The sequence below is a fragment of the Thiohalocapsa sp. genome, from assembly GCF_022340605.1.
Taxonomy (GTDB): Bacteria; Pseudomonadota; Gammaproteobacteria; order Chromatiales; family Chromatiaceae; genus Thiohalocapsa.
The window spans coordinates 16,320-32,675 of record NZ_JAJDNQ010000027.1; the positions used below are offsets into that span (position 1 = coordinate 16,320).

Below are 16,356 nucleotides of genomic sequence, written 5' to 3' on the forward strand. Positions count from 1 at the left end.
CACTGGGCTGCCAGGATTATCAGGGACCGGTCGCGGAGTCGAGCTGCGAGGGCACCACTGAGAAGGCATGGCCCGAGGGCAACGCCTCGGAGTCCGTTTCGTCTTCGTCATCGTGCAGCGCATCCACGGCCCGCGCGTTCGCGAGCGCGATGCCGATTTGCTCGGCAAGCTGCTCGATGAACGCCATGTCGTCATCGCTGTAGGCCCCAGCGGCGGCCCAACTGACCAGATAAAGCGCGGCGTCTGCCGCCGCGTGCCCCAACGGCAGGCAGAGGTCCACCCGTACGCCGCCGCCGTCCGCGGCGTCGTCGACGACAAGCCCGAGCCCGCGCTTGGCAAACGCCGTCGCCACCAGTGCCGCCTGCCAGACAGGCTCATCCAAGCTCGGGGTGTCACCATCGCGCGCCCGGACGGCCAACACTCGCGGTGGTCGCCTTGTATCCCCCGGCGCCGGCACCTCGGCGCCGCCTGCATCCGCTGTCTCGCGCCCTGCATCGCCATCGCCCTGCGCCGGTGGCCGCTCCAGCACCGCGACACGGTCCACGTCGAGATAGCTTAGCGTGAGCTCCAACGCCTGCGCCATGCGGGTGGCGACGCACGTGGGGGCGGATAGACGGTTGGCCACGTCCAGCAGGATCTGCAGCCGCGCCAGGTTGCGGTCGTTGGGCGCGCCATCTGGAATGCGCAGCAGCGACGGCGTGCCCGCCGCGCCCGCTTCCGGCTCCGGAACCGGCATGTCCGCCGCCATGTCCTCGAGCTCCGCGCGCCGCGCGGGCGTCACCCCCTCCTCGACGCGGCCCTTGGCGGCGATCTCGGCAGCCAACGCATCGGCACCATCGCGCTCGGCGTCGTCGCCCGCGGCTGCTTCACCCGTGGCTGTACAGGCCGTGGCGGTGTCCCCCGTGGCATCCTCGCCAGTATGTGGCTGTGGCTCGAACGTGGCATGGAATGCAAGGCGCACGCTGCTGAAGCGCACTTCGTCACCGTCGCTGAGCTCGGTGATCTTGACCTTGCGACCGTTGACGAAGCTGTGGTTGCTGCTGCCGAGATCCTTCAGAATCACACGCTCCGGCGTCACCGCGATCTCGGCGTGGTTGCGGGAAATGTCCGCGCGTTTCAGACACACCCGATTGTCGCGGTTCCGGCCGACGCCGTTGAGCCCGACCCGGAGCGGAAAGACGCGCTCTTTTGGCGTTCCGGGCTTGTAGATGAGCGCGGGCATGGTCGTCGACACCTCAGTATAGGAGGCCGATCGCTTGCGCCCGACTCGGAGCCAATGCCGCGTGATCGGTGCTCACAGGCTCGCCGCCTCGAAGGTGTTGCAGTCGTTGAGATCCCCACGCTGGACACCGCGCGTGAACCAGCGCACGCGCTGCTCCGAGCTGCCATGGGTGAAGCTGTCTGGTACCACGAAGCCACGGGCGCGGCGCTGCATGCGGTCGTCGCCGATCTGAGCAGCGGCGTTCAGCCCCTCGCGCAGGTCGCCCTGTTCAAGGAGGTCGCGCGAGCGCTGCGCGTGGTGCGCCCAGACGCCGGCGAGGCAGTCCGCCTGCAGTTCCAGCATCACCGAAAGGCGATTGGCATCCGCCCTCCCGGCGGCACGCTGTGCGCGAGTCACCTGGTCGCTGATCCCGAGCAAATTTTGCACGTGGTGCCCCACCTCGTGCGCGATCACGTAGGCCTGGGCGAAATCGCCAGGTGCGTGGAAACGATTGCGCAGGTCGTCATAGAAGGCGAGATCGATGTAGACCCTCTCATCCGCAGGGCAGTAGAAAGGCCCCACCGCGGCATCCGTGAAGCCGCAAGCGGAGCTGACCCGGTCCGTAAACAGCACCAGCTTCGGGTCGCGGTAGTGGGCATCTCCCGCGGCGAAGATGTCCCGCCAGGTGTCCTCCGTGTCCGCCAGCACGACAGACACGAAGTCGGCGAGCTCATCCTCGCGCGCCCGCCCCATGGCACCTGCGGGCGACTCGGAGACGGGTACCGACGGCCCGCCACCCATCTGGCCAGTGAGCCCCACCAGCAGGGCCGGGTCGATGCCGAATAGCAGCCCGAGCACCACCAGTATCAGCAGTCCGATGCCGCCGCCGGCAACGGTGCGTCTACCCACCGGCATCCGCACGCCATCGCCGGTGCCAGGACCTCTGCGCCCGAAGCGAACGCGCCGACGGTCTTCGACATTGTCGCTGCGTCTACCCGTTCTCCAGCGCATCTCGCCGTGCTCGACCATTCCGCTACCCCGGTCACAGAATCTTAGCACCGCATCGGCCAACCGCCGTCCGGCCAGCAACGCCCCGAGCGATGAACGCGCCCCCGGCCGCCAAGTCGCCGAACCGATGTGAGACTTTCGCTGACAAAACTGTCTGAGTTGTTGGCCCGGCATGACAGCGCCGCTCAGCGGAAGGGGTGCCGCCGGGCGGCGGAATTGCCAGTCATCGCACCGGGAAGGCCGTTGCCGAATCCCACGAACTCCGCCGCGATGCCCCAGAAACGGCAGCGTGGACGACGTGCCGCCGAGTCCATGCCGTGTGGATGGCGGCAGGGACGACTAAGTCCGAGGCGGACGTACCCGCGAATGTGCTGGCCGATGTTCATGTTTTTACTTATATTTCGGCAACTTACGCTAGGCCACCGGGGTCCCGATAGCACCGGGCGCGGTGCCGCAACGACCATCCGTCGGATGACGCGGCGGAGAGCTGCCACAAGGCGTTGCGTCGCGGCGGTCTTTGACTACCATGGAGACAAGTCGGAAATGTCCAGCTTTTGCCCCAGGAACTTTCGGTTCAAAAGCTGCTCGAAAACCCGGTCGGCAACGTTGTCAAAGCCAACTTCGCCTGCTAGCATGATTTCCGAGAAGATTACTCAGGTATAGCGACTATGACTGAAGCACCGACTAAAGACATCGCCCAGATCGGCTCGCTGTCGACGGGAACGATCGACGCCTACATCGCGAGCGCCTACCAAATTCCGGTGCTGACGCAGGAAGAAGAGCGCAGCCTGGCCCTGCGCCTGCGCGACCACGGCGACATGATGGCGGCACGCCGGCTGGTTCTCTCGCATTTGCGCTTCGTCATCCGCATCGCCCGCGGCTATCTCGGCTACGGGCTGCCGCTGCCGGATCTGATCCAGGAGGGCACCGTCGGCCTGATGAAGGCGGTGCGCCGGTTCGAGCCGGACGTCGGTGTGCGCTTGGTGTCGTTCGCGGTGCACTGGATTCGGGCCGAGATCCACGAGTACATCCTGCGCAACTGGCGCATCGTGAAGGTGGCCACCACCAAGGCCCAGCGCAAGCTGTTCTTCAACCTGCGCAGCGCCAAGAAGCGCCTGGGCTGGTTCTCCAAGCAGGAAGTCGAAGAGGTGGCGGCCGACCTCGGCGTGAAGCCCGAGACCGTGCTCGAAATGGAATCCCGCCTAGCGAGCCATGACATGGCCTTCGACGGGCACGACGACGACGACGACGATGGCCCCTCCGCGCCGTCCACCTACCTGCCGGACATGCGCATGGAGCCCGCCTCGCAACTGGAGCGCGAGGACAACGACGCGCACCAGCGCGAGCGCCTCTTCGCCGCGCTGGAGGGTCTCGACGAGCGCAGCAAGACCATTCTGCGCGAGCGCTGGCTGACCGAGAAGAAGCAGACGCTGCACGAGTTGGCGCAGCAGTTCGGCGTCTCCGCCGAGCGCATCCGTCAGATCGAGAAGAACGCCATGAACAAGCTCCGCGTGCAGCTCGAGATGTAATCCGACGGGCGCGTGCGCCCATCTGCCCGCGGCCCTCGCCCATCCGACTGGGTGGGCCAATCTGTTTGACGCCGCCCGCCGCAAGGTGGGCTTTTTTTTGCGTCCAGTCAGGCCCCGAACGGCTGTTCATCCGGAGGGTATCCAGCGCGCCGCGGTGGGATCCCCGGCCTGCAACCGGAATGTGCCATCATCCCCGCCGCATGCTCGTTCCATCGACCAGCCCATCGGGATCATCAGCAATCACCATGCACGCCAGAGTCAGATCCGCCCTCGCCGGCCTCGCTTTGCTCGCCCCCGCCACCCTGCTGTCGTCCGCCGCGCAGGCCGCCATACCCGCTGCGCCGGTGATGACCCTGTACAAGTTCAACGGCCCGGTGACGATCCCCACCTACCGCATCGGTGCCAGCGGACCGGGACCTCAGGCCGGCAGCCTGACCCAGGGGAGCGCGGTGATCCCATGCCTGGTGGTGCGGAACGGCCGCGCGCTGACCGACGCGAGCGGCACGCCGTATGTCGGCTTCGAGATCGTCGTGGACGCCGCGCGGGCATCGGACCAGTCCGCCACCCGCGCCTTCGAGCGCGCCGTGGCGGCACAGAAGTCCAAGCGGGTACGCAATCACCACTGCGGACCGGGCGTGAACCGCGTCATCAACGTTCGCGACCTGTATCAACTGGAAAAGCCGCCCTTCTTCGACCCGCCCGGTCGTGGCGACCAGAAGGCAGCGGAGCGCGAGGGTCAGAGCACGTTGGACAAGATCGTGCGCAGCTTCCACAACTCGCCACAGTGCGCATCGGTCAACGACCGCATGACCGGTCGCCGCGATAGGCTGGCGGCCGCCTGGGACAGCTTCATGGCCCGCAACCGCCGCAAGTGGGACGAGACCACGCTGGCACGCGCCAAGCACCTGGACTACGCCATGCGCACCGCCCTCTACGAGGGTCACCTCGATCGCGGTTGCTCCGCTTATGGCGCCTGCGAGCGCAACACCGTAGTGCTGTCCATCCGCAACCGCGCCGTGGGCCAGTGCGTGCGCCGGCAGGGTTGCCGCTTCCCGGGGGACTTCCAGGGCGTCGCATCGGACCCATCCCAGTACAACATCTGGGACAACTATCTGACGATGATCTCCGGGCTCACCGCGTGCTACCTGCGCACGGACCTGGCGCACAAGGACTTCTACGACCGCATCCAGGCCATGTACACCCAGAACGTTGGCGATGCCGAGCGCATCCTCTACGGCGGTGACAGCGCCCTGCAGCAGGTCTTCCCGGGCAACGCCGTGTCCGAGCTCACCTCGCTGCGCCACTACTACCATCCGCCGGCCATGGGCAAGTGCTTCCCGCAATACAGCCGCATCGAGTACATGTCGGGCGCCATCGCCGAGAACGGACCGGACCACGCGCTCATCGCCAACACCCGCATCCAGGTGGGCGAGCGGGTCGGCAGCGGCTACCGCTTCAAGGAGTTTCGCTTCGAGCCCGAGGACTGGGGCGACGACGTGCGCATCGAGGACAATTACTCCGGCTTCATCGTCGACGGCCGCAAGGTGAGGCTCAGCGGTGGCGGCGGCTGCACCGCCTACGGGGTCTCGCCGGGGTGCCGCTTCTCGAAGGTGGGTCGCTACCGCACAACACCGAGCTGGCTCAGCGACGGCCGGCCCGTGGGGCTGCATTGTCGGGTGCAGGACTTGGGCGCATCCTGCCGCGGCGGCGGCGGCACCCGCACGATCACCGTCGGCGGCTCCTGCGACGTAGACATGATGCCCGTCGGCGGGGTGCGCTGAACGGATGGCCGGCCCCCGGGCGGCGCAGCATCAGCCGTGGAGGCCGCATACCATCGCTGGCAGTCGCCGCTACGCCAGGACCGGAACTGCGACGACATTCGGGCGGCTCACGTCGCCCCAGACGAATGCGGGCAGATACTGAATGCGAAAGGCTAGCTTGCACGGCTTGCGGTGGCGTTGGGCTCCGGTCGGGAGCGCGGCCGTTCTGATGATTGCGGGCTGGTTTTGCGACAGCGACGCCGTCGCCGCCGAGCCCGCCCCGCACACGGCGGCGGTGACGCTGGACGTCACGGCACCGGCGGCACTTCCCGACATCCACCTGCACGACCTCGAGGTACGGCTCTACAGCTACGAGCCCTTCGTCGCCGACATGCCGGCGACGTTGATGGACATGGCGAGTGTCCCCTTCGATCACATCACTGGCGCGGCCGAGACCACCAGCATCACCCTGGGCGAGGATGCCGCGTTGGCGCAGCGCCTCCAGTACTACGTCACCGTGTTCGTGCTGCACGACGGCGCGCGCACCCACATTGGCGAGCGGGACGGCCGGCCCGGCCTGATGCACGTGCTCACCGACGGCCACCCCGCGCAGCTCGACGTGATATTGCGGCCAGTGCACTGAAGGGATGTGACTCAGGCCCGCTGCGACCTTGTGTCAGCGGGCGGTCGTCGGTTGGGCCGACGTTAGGAGGCCCAACAATCAGGGGATTACAGTGGGAGCCTTGCCGGGCTTCATTCCACAGCCCGAGCTATCCAGGTTTTCTTCGGGAGGTCTGAGCGCCCGGCGCCGCCCACCGCGCCCCGACGCACGCCGACAATTCCCGCCCAGATCCCAAGCAGCAACGTCGGGCTTACGACCCTGAAAGCGCTGACCTGTCGCATGTACGACAAGGCCGAAGGCTTGCGCCAGCGAGAACAATACACTCTCGATCAGCGGCTTACGCACGCTCCCCGCGCTGGCTCAAATGTTGCTTGCCAGTCTTTCCATGAGGTTTGTCAATCGGATCGCTCCAAGCGCGTAGCAACGCCGCAGAGCGCTCCGGCAGTCGAGCCAGCCAACCCAATTCAGCGACCGCAATCCAGCGACCGGAGTCGAGCCATGTGGGATTATTCCGAGACTGTCAAAGAACATTTCTTCAACCCGCGCAACGCCGGCGCCGTCACCGACGCCAACGCCATCGGCGAGGTGGGTTCGCTCTCCTGCGGCGACGCGCTGCGCCTGACTCTCAAGGTCGACCCCAGCACCGAGACCATCCTGGAGGCCGGCTTCCAGACCTTCGGCTGCGGCTCGGCGATTGCGTCCAGCTCGGCGCTGACTGAGATCATCAAGGGCATGACCCTGGATGACGCGCTCAACGTCAGCAACCAGGACATCGCCGACTACTTGGAAGGCCTGCCGCCCGAGAAGATGCACTGCTCGGTGATGGGCCGCGAGGCGCTGCAAGCGGCAGTGGCCAACTATCGCGGCGAGGAGTGGAAGGACGACCACGAGGAAGGCGCTCTGGTGTGCAAGTGCTTCGCCGTGGACGCCGTGCTCATCGAGGACACCATCCGCGCGAACAGCCTCAGCACCGTCGAAGAGGTGACCAACTACACCAAGGCCGGCGGCGGCTGCTCCGCTTGCCATGAGGGCATCGAGGAAATCCTCACCCGCGTGCTCGCGGAGCAGGGCAAGACCTTCGACCCCAACGCCGCGCCCCCGCCGCCGGTGGGCAAGCCGAAGCTCGGCACCCTGGCGCGCATCCGCCGCATCGAGAGCGCCATCGAGGCCATCCGGCCGAACCTGCAGCGCGATCACGGCGACGTGGAGCTGGTGGACGTCGATGGCAAGAACGTCTACGTGAACATGACCGGCGCCTGTGCCGGCTGCCAGATGGCATCGACGACACTGGAAGGCATCCAGCAGCGCATCGTCGAGGATCTCGGGGAGTTCGTGCGGGTGCTGCCTGCGCCAAAGGGCCCACTAGGGCAGGGCCAAGCGCCGAGCGCCCAAGGCCAACACGCCCCGGCCTGAGCCACGCGCGAGCCCGCCGGCGCTCGGCCCTCCGGCCCTTAGCCCTGCCGGCGCCGCATTGATTCCCGACACCGCAGCCCAGCAGCCACCAGCAAGAGAGAATCCCCATGTCGCCCCATCCGCAAGCGCCGGCCCCAGGCATCTATCTGGACAACAACGCCACCACCATGGTCGACCCGGCCGTGGTGGAAGCGATGCTGCCCTACTTCACCGAGCAGTTCGGCAACCCGTCGTCCATGCACCAGTTCGGCGACCGCGTCGGCCGGGCGCTGAAGACCGCCCGGCAGCAGGTGCAGGCGCTGCTCGGCGCCGAGTTGGACTCGGAGATCGTGTTCACCTCCTGCGGCACCGAGTCCGATTCCACCGCCATCCTGTCCGCGCTCAAGGCGCAGCCCGAGCGCAAGGAGATCATCACCACGGTCGTCGAGCACCCGGCCGTGCTCGCGCTCTGCGAGCACCTGGAGAAAGAAGGCTATAAGGTCCACTACCTGACGGTGGACAAGAAGGGCCGACTCGACATGCGTCAGTACGAGGACCTGCTGTCGAACAAGGTCGCCATCGTTTCGGTGATGTGGGCCAACAACGAGACCGGCACCCTGTTCCCGGTGGAGGAAATGGCCGAGCTCGCACGCTCCGCCGGCATCATGTTCCACACCGATGCGGTGCAGGCGGTCGGCAAGGTGCCCATCGACCTCAAGAACACCGCCATCGACATGCTCTCGCTGTCCGGCCACAAGCTGCACGCCCCGAAAGGCGTCGGCGTGTTGTATCTGCGCCGTGGCACCCGCTTCCGCCCGCTGCTGCGCGGCGGCCACCAGGAGCGCGGGCGGCGCGCCGGCACCGAGAACAGCGCCTCCATCGTCGGCCTCGGCAAGGCCTGCGAGCTGGCCCTGGCACACATGGAGGACGAGAAGACCACCGTCCGCACCCTGCGTGACCGGCTGGAAAAGGGCATCCTCGCCGCCGTGCCCAACTGCTTCGTCACCGGCGACCCGTCCAGCCGTCTGCCCAACACCGCCAACATCGCCTTCGAGTACATCGAGGGCGAGGCCATCCTGCTGCTGCTGAACAAGCTCGGCATCGCGGCGTCCAGCGGCTCCGCCTGCACCTCCGGCTCGCTGGAGCCGAGCCACGTCATGCGCGCCATGGACATCCCCTTCACCGCGGCGCACGGCACCACGCGCTTCTCCCTGTCGCGCTACAACACGATGGAGGAGATCGACCGCGTCATCGAGGCGGTGCCACCCATCGTCGCGCAACTGCGCAAGCTCTCGCCCTACTGGGACGCCGCCGCGAACGCGCCGGTGGCCGAGCCCGAGCAGGCGTTCCAGCCCGCGTACGCTTGAGCCGCCCGGCTTCTGCCGGATTTCACGCGACGACGGCAACGGACGACGGGCGCAACGGCAAAGACGTTGCGCTCGCCGCCACCCCAGCCGCGCCCCTGTAGGGCGGGCCGACGAAGGAGGCCCGACAATCAGGCGCTTGCGACGCGCACGCTGTCGGGCCTCGTGCCTCGGCCCGACCTACGACGGATTCTTGCCCGATCTCTCCGCGCCACGACTGGAGACCACGGACCCGCCGCCCGCAAATACGCGTCGCACCGTGCAAACGGTATGCACCAGAATCGCGCAAAACCAACCGTTTTTGTCGAAACAGCGCACCGCAGGTGCCCCGCCGGTGCTCTGCGCAGAACCGCTCCGCGCTTGCCAGAACCAAGGAAAGCCATTTTTTATCAACGGTTTCCGCGCACACGGCAGCGCCGGACGCGGAATCTCAGCCGCACCGACCACCGGCTGGCACGCGCTTCGCATAACATCCAGCAGGCCCTCGGCCCCCGAGTTGCGACCTTTCCACGCGGAGGAAACGACCATGCGCAACCCCTACGACCCGACCCTGGACCCTGCCGGTTACGCTGACTGCGTGCTCGACTCCAGCGACGACTACGAGCCCTATGGCTACGCGCCTCCGGAACTACAGTTGGTCGACATCGCGCAGCAGCCACGGAACCGGGCGTTCGACCACGTCATCGAGGCGCAACTCCTCGCGCACAGCGGCATGGTGGGGTGCTAAGCATGAACCGTTACCGCAATCCGCCCGCCCCGCGGGCCTTGGCCGTCGCGCTGCCGCGCCAATCGTCGGACCACGCCGCACGGGCCGCCATTACCCTCGCCGCGACGCTGCTCGTCGCGAGCGTGCTGCCCATGTTCCTCTGACCAGCCGGGGTGGCAGCCGCCCCGCCCGATCGGGGGGACTGTCCGCCCCAGATTGCGCCGCATGTTGCGTCCAAACCTGCGCCTCAATCCGCGCATCGACCGGCGCCGACTTCCGCGGGACACGTTCCCACCCGGTCTTGATCCACCAATCTCAATCCACCGAATCGAGGCGGCGCCCGATTCCAGCCACGCGCATCGTCAGGCAGCACTCATGGCCCCGCCTCCTGTGTTGGCTCCAGGATTCTCTATACGAGAATGCGGGAGGCGACTTTCGGCCATGGGAGCGGCTTGTAGCGGAGCGCCGAGATTCGACGCCCGGCGCAAGACTCGTCAGCCAGCCAAACCGCTCGCAAGACTGGCGTGGAAGATCGCTTTGTGGACATCACCGAGGCTCAGCATGCCGACCAGCTTGCCGCCCTCTGCCACCGGGATGCGGCGGAAATTGTGGCGCACCATGACCGTGGCTGCGCGCAGCACGTGCATGTCCGGGTCGACGGTGAACGGGTTGGGCGTCATCAGATCGGCAACGGTGAGCCCGAGGACTTCCTTGTAGCGGCCCATCTCCTTGTCGTAGTCCACCGAGCGCATGCCCTCGGCCATGACGCTCTCCAGCTTCGGGAATAAGCTGTGCAGCAAATCCCGCTCTGCGATGATCCCGACCAGCGCCCCGGATTCGTCCACCACGGGTAGCCCCTGAAACCGATACAGCGTCATCAGCGACGCGACTTCCATGATCTTCGTACCCGGAGTGACGGTGCGCACGAATGTGTTCATCGCGTCTCTGACTTTCATTGGGAGAGCCTCCTCAAGGTCCTGAAATTGCCGCAATGGATCCGTCAGTATAGCTCCTGCGCGGCCAACGTACGCCGTCGACGGCAAGTCGACGGCGGCGTCCCGCCGCCGATCGCGCGGTCACTGACGCCACGACTGCTCAGCAGTGACGATGCCGCCGTTTCCGATCCCACTCGGCATGCCGATCGCCACAAAGCCCTTTTTGACATCGCGATCGCCCGCAGACAGGTCATATGCGGTCATTGTCGATCTAAGCTATGGCCGATGATCATGACCCGTTCCGCGCCCCGCTCCTTCAGAAAGGCGATGCCCGCAGCAAAGCGCGGGACACTTCGTCAATAAGCGCGGCATATTCATCGGGCTTGGCGTTATTTCAGGAGGATCGCATCTGCAACGACAACCTACGCCATCCGCGGGGCGGGAGGCTTGTTCGCAGCGAATACACGACTTGCTGTCAGTTGGGATGCACGCCGACGCCGCGCGCGATGTTTGCGGCCACTTTGCCCTCCGGGTCTTCCGCTTCAGTGAAAATGCCATGGAACGCGTGGTCGGCGTAGCCTATCGGTCGGCACCAGATGCCTCGGACCACGTTGCCGGCGGCGTCTTTGGCAGCCCCGCTGCGCGCTGTTGGGCGTGGACCAACTGCTCGATACTGCCTTGGCCTTCGGTCGTTCTTGGCCGTTGCCGAGGTTGCCGCTGCCGGTGGTGATCGGTCCCGATAGGTCGGACGGGGCGCACCGACAATGAATGCGGGAACGCCCGAACCTCTGCCGATGCTACCATGGCGGGTTATCCGGAATGCTGCCGCCGCCCCGACGGCAGACCGTCGACTGCGCAGAGACGAAGAAGCAAACTCATGATCTCCACCAGACCAGATCGACTGCCGCCCGCGGCCCGATCGCCGCGGGGTCTGTTGCTGCCGGTGATCCTCGCCGGCCTAATCCTCGCGACCTCCGCGGCCCAATCCCAAACCTCGCTGCCAAGCCTGCCGAGCCAGGCCGACAGCGCCAAGGTCCAGACCGTGCTCGGCGAGCAGCGACCGCGCTGGGCGGTCGTTGAGCGCCGCTCCGTCGGCGGCAACACCACCGTCGGCGGGACCGTGGTGCCGATGCGGGAGATTACCTTCACGGCGCAGATGCCGGGCAACGTGGAGCAGATCGCCGGCAACGAGGGCGACTTCTTCAAGCGGGGCGCGGTACTGGTGACGCTCGACCCGTCCGCGCTGCGCGCCAAGCGCCAGGCGGCTATTGCGCAGATCACCAACGCCCAGGCGGCCTACCGCAACGCCGAGGTCCAGTTCCAGCGTGAGCGCCGGGACCCGACCCCGACCCAGGGCAACATGATGAGCCAGATCATGCCGATGCCGTTCTTCGGCGACAACGAAGACAGCGACATCACTCGTGAGGCGAACCTGCACCAGTACGGCACCCAGATCGAGCAGGCACGTGGCGCGCTCGTGGCGGCCCAGGCCCAGCTGCGCGAGATCGACGCCCAACTCGATGACGTGAACAGCATCGCCCCGTTCGATGGCTACATCACCGAGAAGCACGCCAACGCCGGCGACACGGTGCAGCCGGGCCAGCCGCTGCTGAGCTTCGCCGATGTCGGCCGGCTGCAAGTCCAGGCCGACGTGCCGACGCGGCTGTCGGCGCCGCTGAATCCGGGCTTTATGACCCGCGTCAAGCTCGATGATTCGGCCGGCACCATCGTCGCCGCCCGCGTCGCGCAGGTCTTCCCGATGGCGGACCCCACCCGCCACACGGTCCGCGTCAAGCTCGACCTGCAGCCCAACGCCCCGGCCAAGGCCGGCATGTACGCCGAGGTGCTGATCCCGCAGCCGGGCAGCGACCAGGGCGCCCTACCCGTGATCCCGGTCTCGGCCATCGTCCGACGCGGCGGGCTGCCAATGGTCTATGTCCTCGACGAAGAAGACCAGCCCCGACTGCACCTGCTGCGCCTCGGCGAGCAGTGGGGCGACACCGTCAGCGTGCTGACCGGCCTGCAGGGCGGCGAGCGCATCCTGCTCGAGCCACCGGCCGCTCGCTAACACGAGTCGCAGCTATCGCTATCGCTATCGAAGCGATGCGCGAGTGCTTCGACGACGATCCCGATTTAGATCCCGATTCCGATCGGGATGTCTCCTGGTTCCCAGGCCCCGCTTGGAACCCTTGTGCGGGAAGCGCTGCTTCCCGAACCGACTCGCAGCGCGGGGCTAGCCCGGGTCGTGCTCCCGGGCAACGCTCGGGCGTAAGGACACCCGGTAGCGGCAGCCCTGCCTCTCATGTCGCTTCGCAAAGCAGCGCTTTGCAAGCCGCGTTCCCGCGCGGAGCTCGGGAACGAGGACAACCGGAACACACGCGATGTCCGATGCCACCAAGTCTGATGCCACCAACCGCAGCGAGCGCCTCGGCCTCGCCGGCCTGATTGCCAAGTCGTTCATCCACTCCCCGCTATCGCCGCTGCTGTTCGTCGCCATGGTCGGCATGGGCATCCTCGGCCTGATCATGACGCCGCGGCAGGAGGACCCGCAGATCTCGGTGCCGATGATCGACGTCTTCGTACAGTACCCGGGCGCCTCCACCGAGCAGGTCGAGAGCCTCGCCGTGGAGCCGCTGGAGCGGCTGCTGTCGGAGATCCCCGGTGTCAAGCACGTCTACTCCGCGAGCGAGCGCGAGCAGGGCATCATCACCGTCCGCTTCAAGGTGGGCGAGCAGATGGGGCCGTCGCTGGTCAAGGTGCACGACAAGCTCCAGGCCAACCGGCAGGTGCTGCCGCCGGGTGCGATGGAGCCGTTGGTGCGGCCCAAAGGCATCGATGACGTGCCGGTGGTCACGTTGACGCTCTGGTCCGAGGCGCTGGACGACGCCGCGCTGCGCGCGCTGGGCTCGAAGCTGCTGCAGAGCCTGGCGCAGATCCCGGACGTCGGCCAGAGCTTCGTCGTCGGCGGGCGGCAGGAGCAGATCCGCGTCGAGGTGGAGCCCCAGCGACTGGCCGGCTTCGGCGTCACGCTGGAGCAGATCGCCCGCACCATCCAGACCGCAAACGCCGAGCGCCGCACCGGCGATGCGGAGGCCGCCGACCGCCACCTGACCGTCTACACCGGCTCCTTCCTGCGCGGGCCGTCGGACGTGAAGCGGCTGATGCTCGGTACCTACAACGGCAAGCCCATCTACGTCCGCGATGTGGCTCAGGTCTCGCTGGCACCCGAGGAATACGAGCAGCAGGTCAGCTACTATACCGGCCCCAGCTATCCCGGTGACGCCAAGGCGGACGGCATGCCGGCGGTGACCATCGCGCTGGCCAAGAAGGAAGCCAGCAACGGCGTCACCGTGGCCAACGCCATCCTCGACAAGGCCGAGGCGCTCAAGGGCCAGCTGATCCCGGACAACGTCCATCTGGAGGTCACGCGAAACTACGGCCAGACCGCCAACGACAAGGTCAATGAGCTGCTCTTCAAGCTGTTCGTCGCCACCGGCGCCGTCACGCTGCTGGTGCTGCTGGCGCTCGGCATCAGGCCCGCCATCGTGGTCACGCTGGTGATCCCGGTGGTGCTGTTGATGACGGTGTTCTCGGCCTGGGTCATGGGCTACACCATAGACCGCGTCAGCCTGTTCGCGCTGATCTTCTCCATCGGCATCCTGGTGGATGACGCCATCGTCGTGGTGGAGAACATCTACCGGCGCTGGCTCATCAAAGGGGACAGCGACACCGAGACCGCCGTGGCCGCCGTCGCGGAGGTTGGCAACCCGACCATCATCGCCACCTTCACGGTGGTCGCCGCGCTGCTGCCGATGGGCTTCGTCTCCGGCCTGATGGGGCCGTACATGGAGCCGATCCCGGCGCTGGGCTCGGTGGCCATGCTGTTCTCGCTATTTGCGGCGTTCGCGTTCACGCCCTGGCTCGCCATGCGCATCAAGCCGAGCATGCAGGCGCTGGCGAAGGCCGAGGCCCGTGAGCATCGCACCAGCGCGCGCCTCGACGGTCTGTTCCGCGGCCTGCTGTTGCCACTGATCGAGCGCAAGGCCCTGGGCTGGGGCTTCCTGATCCTGCTGGTGACGGCCTTCTTCGCCTCCTGCGGGCTGTTCTACGCCAAGGCGGTGGCGTTCAAGATGCTGCCGTTCGACAACAAACCGGAGTTCAGCGTCGTGCTCGACATGCCCGAGGGCACGGCGCTCGGCAAGACAGTCAACACCGCGCGAGATCTCGCCGAGCGGGTGGCCAAGATCCCCGAGGTGGTCGCTGTGCAGACCTATGCCGGCACCGCCAAGCCGTTCGACTTCAACGGCATGGTCCGCCATTACTACTTGCGCCAGAAGCCCTGGCAGGGCGAGATCCAGGTGCAGCTCACCGACAAGCACGAGCGCGATCGCAGCAGCCACGAGATCGCGCTCCAAGCCCGCGAGTTGCTGACGCCGCTGGCCCACGACGCCGGCGCCCGCATCACCGTGGTCGAAATGCCGCCGGGACCGCCGGTGCTGCAGGCCGTCGTCGCCGAGGTCTATGGCCCCAACGGCAAGATCCGCCGCCAGGTCGCCACCGACCTGACCGCGATGTTCGAGCAGGTGGACAGCCTGGCCGATGTCGACAACTACATGCAGCAGCCCTACAAGGTGCTGCGCTTCGACGTCGACGCAGAGAAGGCCGTGCGCCTCGGCATCTCGGTGGATACCGTCATCCGCAACCTCGACATGGCCCTGGGCGGCTTCAAGGCCGGCGATGTGAAGCGCGGCAGCCTGCTGGAGCCGACCTTCATCAGCATTGAGGTGCCGCTCGCGGTGCGCGCCAACCTGAGCCGGCTCGCCGATCTGCCGATCCCCACCGACGACGGCCAGCGCACCGTGCCGCTGGCGGAGGTGGGCCGGTTCATCGAGATCGAACAGGACCCGATCGCCTATCACAAGGACCTGCGGCCGATGGAATACGTCGTCGGCGATGCCGTCGGCAAGCTCGGCGCGCCGCTGTACCCGATGCTCGAGGTCGAGAAGAAGCTCGACGGCTACAAGACCCCCGATGGCGTCGCCTTGTCCGGCACCTTCTTCACCGGTGCGCCGCCGGACAACGGCAAGTCCGGCTTCGAGTGGGGCGGCGAGTGGACCGTCACCTATGAGACCTTCCGCGACATGGGCCTCGCCTTCGGTGTCGCGCTGGTGCTGATCTACATGCTCGTGGTCGCCGAGTTCGGCAACTTCGTCACCCCCGCCGTCATCATGGCGCCGATCCCGCTGACGCTGCTCGGCATCGTCCCCGGCCACTGGCTGCTTGGCGCCGACTTCACCGCCACGTCGATGATCGGCTTCATCGCGCTGGCCGGCATCATCGTGCGCAACTCGATCCTGCTGGTGGACTTCTCCATCGACGAGGTCGCCCGTGGCAATTCAGTCACCGAGGCCGTCATCAACGCTTGCAAGGCCAGAACCCGGCCTATCCTGATCACCGCGCTCGCGCTGGTCGCCGGCTCCAGCGTCATCCTCACCGACCCCATCTTCCAGGGCATGGCCATCTCGCTCTTGTTCGGCGTGCTGGTCTCGACCCTGCTGACCCTGGTCGTCATCCCGCTCGGCTGCGTCAGTGCCGGCCGCTACCTGGTCCGCCGCTAGCGCCAGCGAAATGCCACGCGCACACGTCATTGGCACGCTCAGGCGTCATTGCCCTTTGGGTTGGCGGTGCCGCGCTCGTGTGCTGCTGACGGTCGCGAGCCCAGTGGCGTGTTGCCTTGTGCTCAGCCCGAAATGCCACCGTCAACCGGCGCCTCCGTGTTGGACTGGTTCGGCTCCTGGCCATGGTATTGGCTGGGGTTGTCGGGCCCGGTTTGGCAGCA

13 protein-coding genes are annotated in these 16,356 nt (G+C 66.8%); 9 read left to right on the top strand and 4 right to left on the bottom strand.

Annotated features, from left to right (window positions below):
* Positions 1-19 precede the first annotated feature (19 nt).
* Both LJE69_RS03640 and LJE69_RS03645 read right to left on the bottom strand, forming a co-directional pair.
* Positions 20-1,222 (bottom strand): FHA domain-containing protein, encoded by a 1,203-nt coding sequence (locus LJE69_RS03640; RefSeq protein WP_296921590.1) that lies wholly within the window; start codon positions 1,220-1,222, stop codon positions 20-22.
* Between the two features lie 72 nt (positions 1,223-1,294).
* Positions 1,295-2,212 carry a neutral zinc metallopeptidase gene (locus LJE69_RS03645; RefSeq protein ID WP_296921593.1) on the bottom strand — a complete coding sequence of 306 codons (918 nt, stop codon included), beginning with the start codon at positions 2,210-2,212 and terminating at the stop codon, positions 1,295-1,297.
* 665 nt (positions 2,213-2,877) lie between these two features.
* On the opposite strand from LJE69_RS03645, the gene rpoH reads away from it, so the two are divergent.
* The 7 genes from rpoH to LJE69_RS03680 all read left to right on the top strand — a co-directional run bounded on the left by rpoH (position 2,878) and on the right by LJE69_RS03680 (position 9,746).
* Complete coding sequence (gene rpoH / locus LJE69_RS03650) at positions 2,878-3,738, top strand: RNA polymerase sigma factor RpoH (RefSeq protein WP_296921595.1); 861 nt, start codon at positions 2,878-2,880, stop codon at positions 3,736-3,738.
* Between the two features lie 245 nt (positions 3,739-3,983).
* Positions 3,984-5,519, top strand: coding sequence for a hypothetical protein (locus tag LJE69_RS03655; RefSeq protein ID WP_296921597.1), 1,536 nt, complete (start codon positions 3,984-3,986; stop codon positions 5,517-5,519).
* A 208-nt stretch (positions 5,520-5,727) separates the two neighbouring features.
* Complete coding sequence (locus tag LJE69_RS03660; RefSeq protein WP_296921598.1) at positions 5,728-6,141, top strand: hypothetical protein; 414 nt, start codon at positions 5,728-5,730, stop codon at positions 6,139-6,141.
* A 477-nt stretch (positions 6,142-6,618) separates the two neighbouring features.
* On the top strand, positions 6,619-7,533 hold the full coding sequence (nifU, locus tag LJE69_RS03665) for a Fe-S cluster assembly protein NifU (RefSeq protein WP_296921600.1): 915 nt from the start codon (positions 6,619-6,621) through the stop codon (positions 7,531-7,533).
* A gap of 107 nt (positions 7,534-7,640) precedes the next feature.
* Positions 7,641-8,879, top strand: coding sequence for a cysteine desulfurase NifS (gene nifS, locus LJE69_RS03670; RefSeq protein ID WP_296921602.1), 1,239 nt, complete (start codon positions 7,641-7,643; stop codon positions 8,877-8,879).
* Positions 8,880-9,402: 523 nt separating this feature from the next.
* Positions 9,403-9,603 carry a hypothetical protein gene (locus tag LJE69_RS03675; RefSeq protein ID WP_296921604.1) on the top strand — a complete coding sequence of 67 codons (201 nt, stop codon included), beginning with the start codon at positions 9,403-9,405 and terminating at the stop codon, positions 9,601-9,603.
* A 2-nt stretch (positions 9,604-9,605) separates the two neighbouring features.
* Entirely contained in the window at positions 9,606-9,746 is a 141-nt protein-coding gene (locus LJE69_RS03680; protein ID WP_296921605.1) for a hypothetical protein, read from the top strand.
* A 330-nt stretch (positions 9,747-10,076) separates the two neighbouring features.
* On the opposite strand, the gene LJE69_RS03685 is transcribed toward LJE69_RS03680, so the two are convergent.
* Complete coding sequence (locus LJE69_RS03685; protein WP_296921607.1) at positions 10,077-10,538, bottom strand: CBS domain-containing protein; 462 nt, start codon at positions 10,536-10,538, stop codon at positions 10,077-10,079.
* 120 nt (positions 10,539-10,658) lie between these two features.
* The gene (locus tag LJE69_RS03690) at positions 10,659-10,781 is read right to left on the bottom strand and encodes a hypothetical protein (protein ID WP_296921609.1); all 123 of its coding nucleotides are present in this window, start codon (positions 10,779-10,781) and stop codon (positions 10,659-10,661) included.
* Positions 10,782-11,394: 613 nt separating this feature from the next.
* Between LJE69_RS03690 and LJE69_RS03695 the strand changes: the two genes are divergently transcribed.
* Positions 11,395-12,585 (top strand): efflux RND transporter periplasmic adaptor subunit, encoded by a 1,191-nt coding sequence (locus LJE69_RS03695; RefSeq protein ID WP_296921612.1) that lies wholly within the window; start codon positions 11,395-11,397, stop codon positions 12,583-12,585.
* 313 nt (positions 12,586-12,898) lie between these two features.
* Entirely contained in the window at positions 12,899-16,135 is a 3,237-nt protein-coding gene (locus LJE69_RS03700) for an efflux RND transporter permease subunit (protein ID WP_296921614.1), read from the top strand.
* Positions 16,136-16,356: the final 221 nt, after the last annotated feature.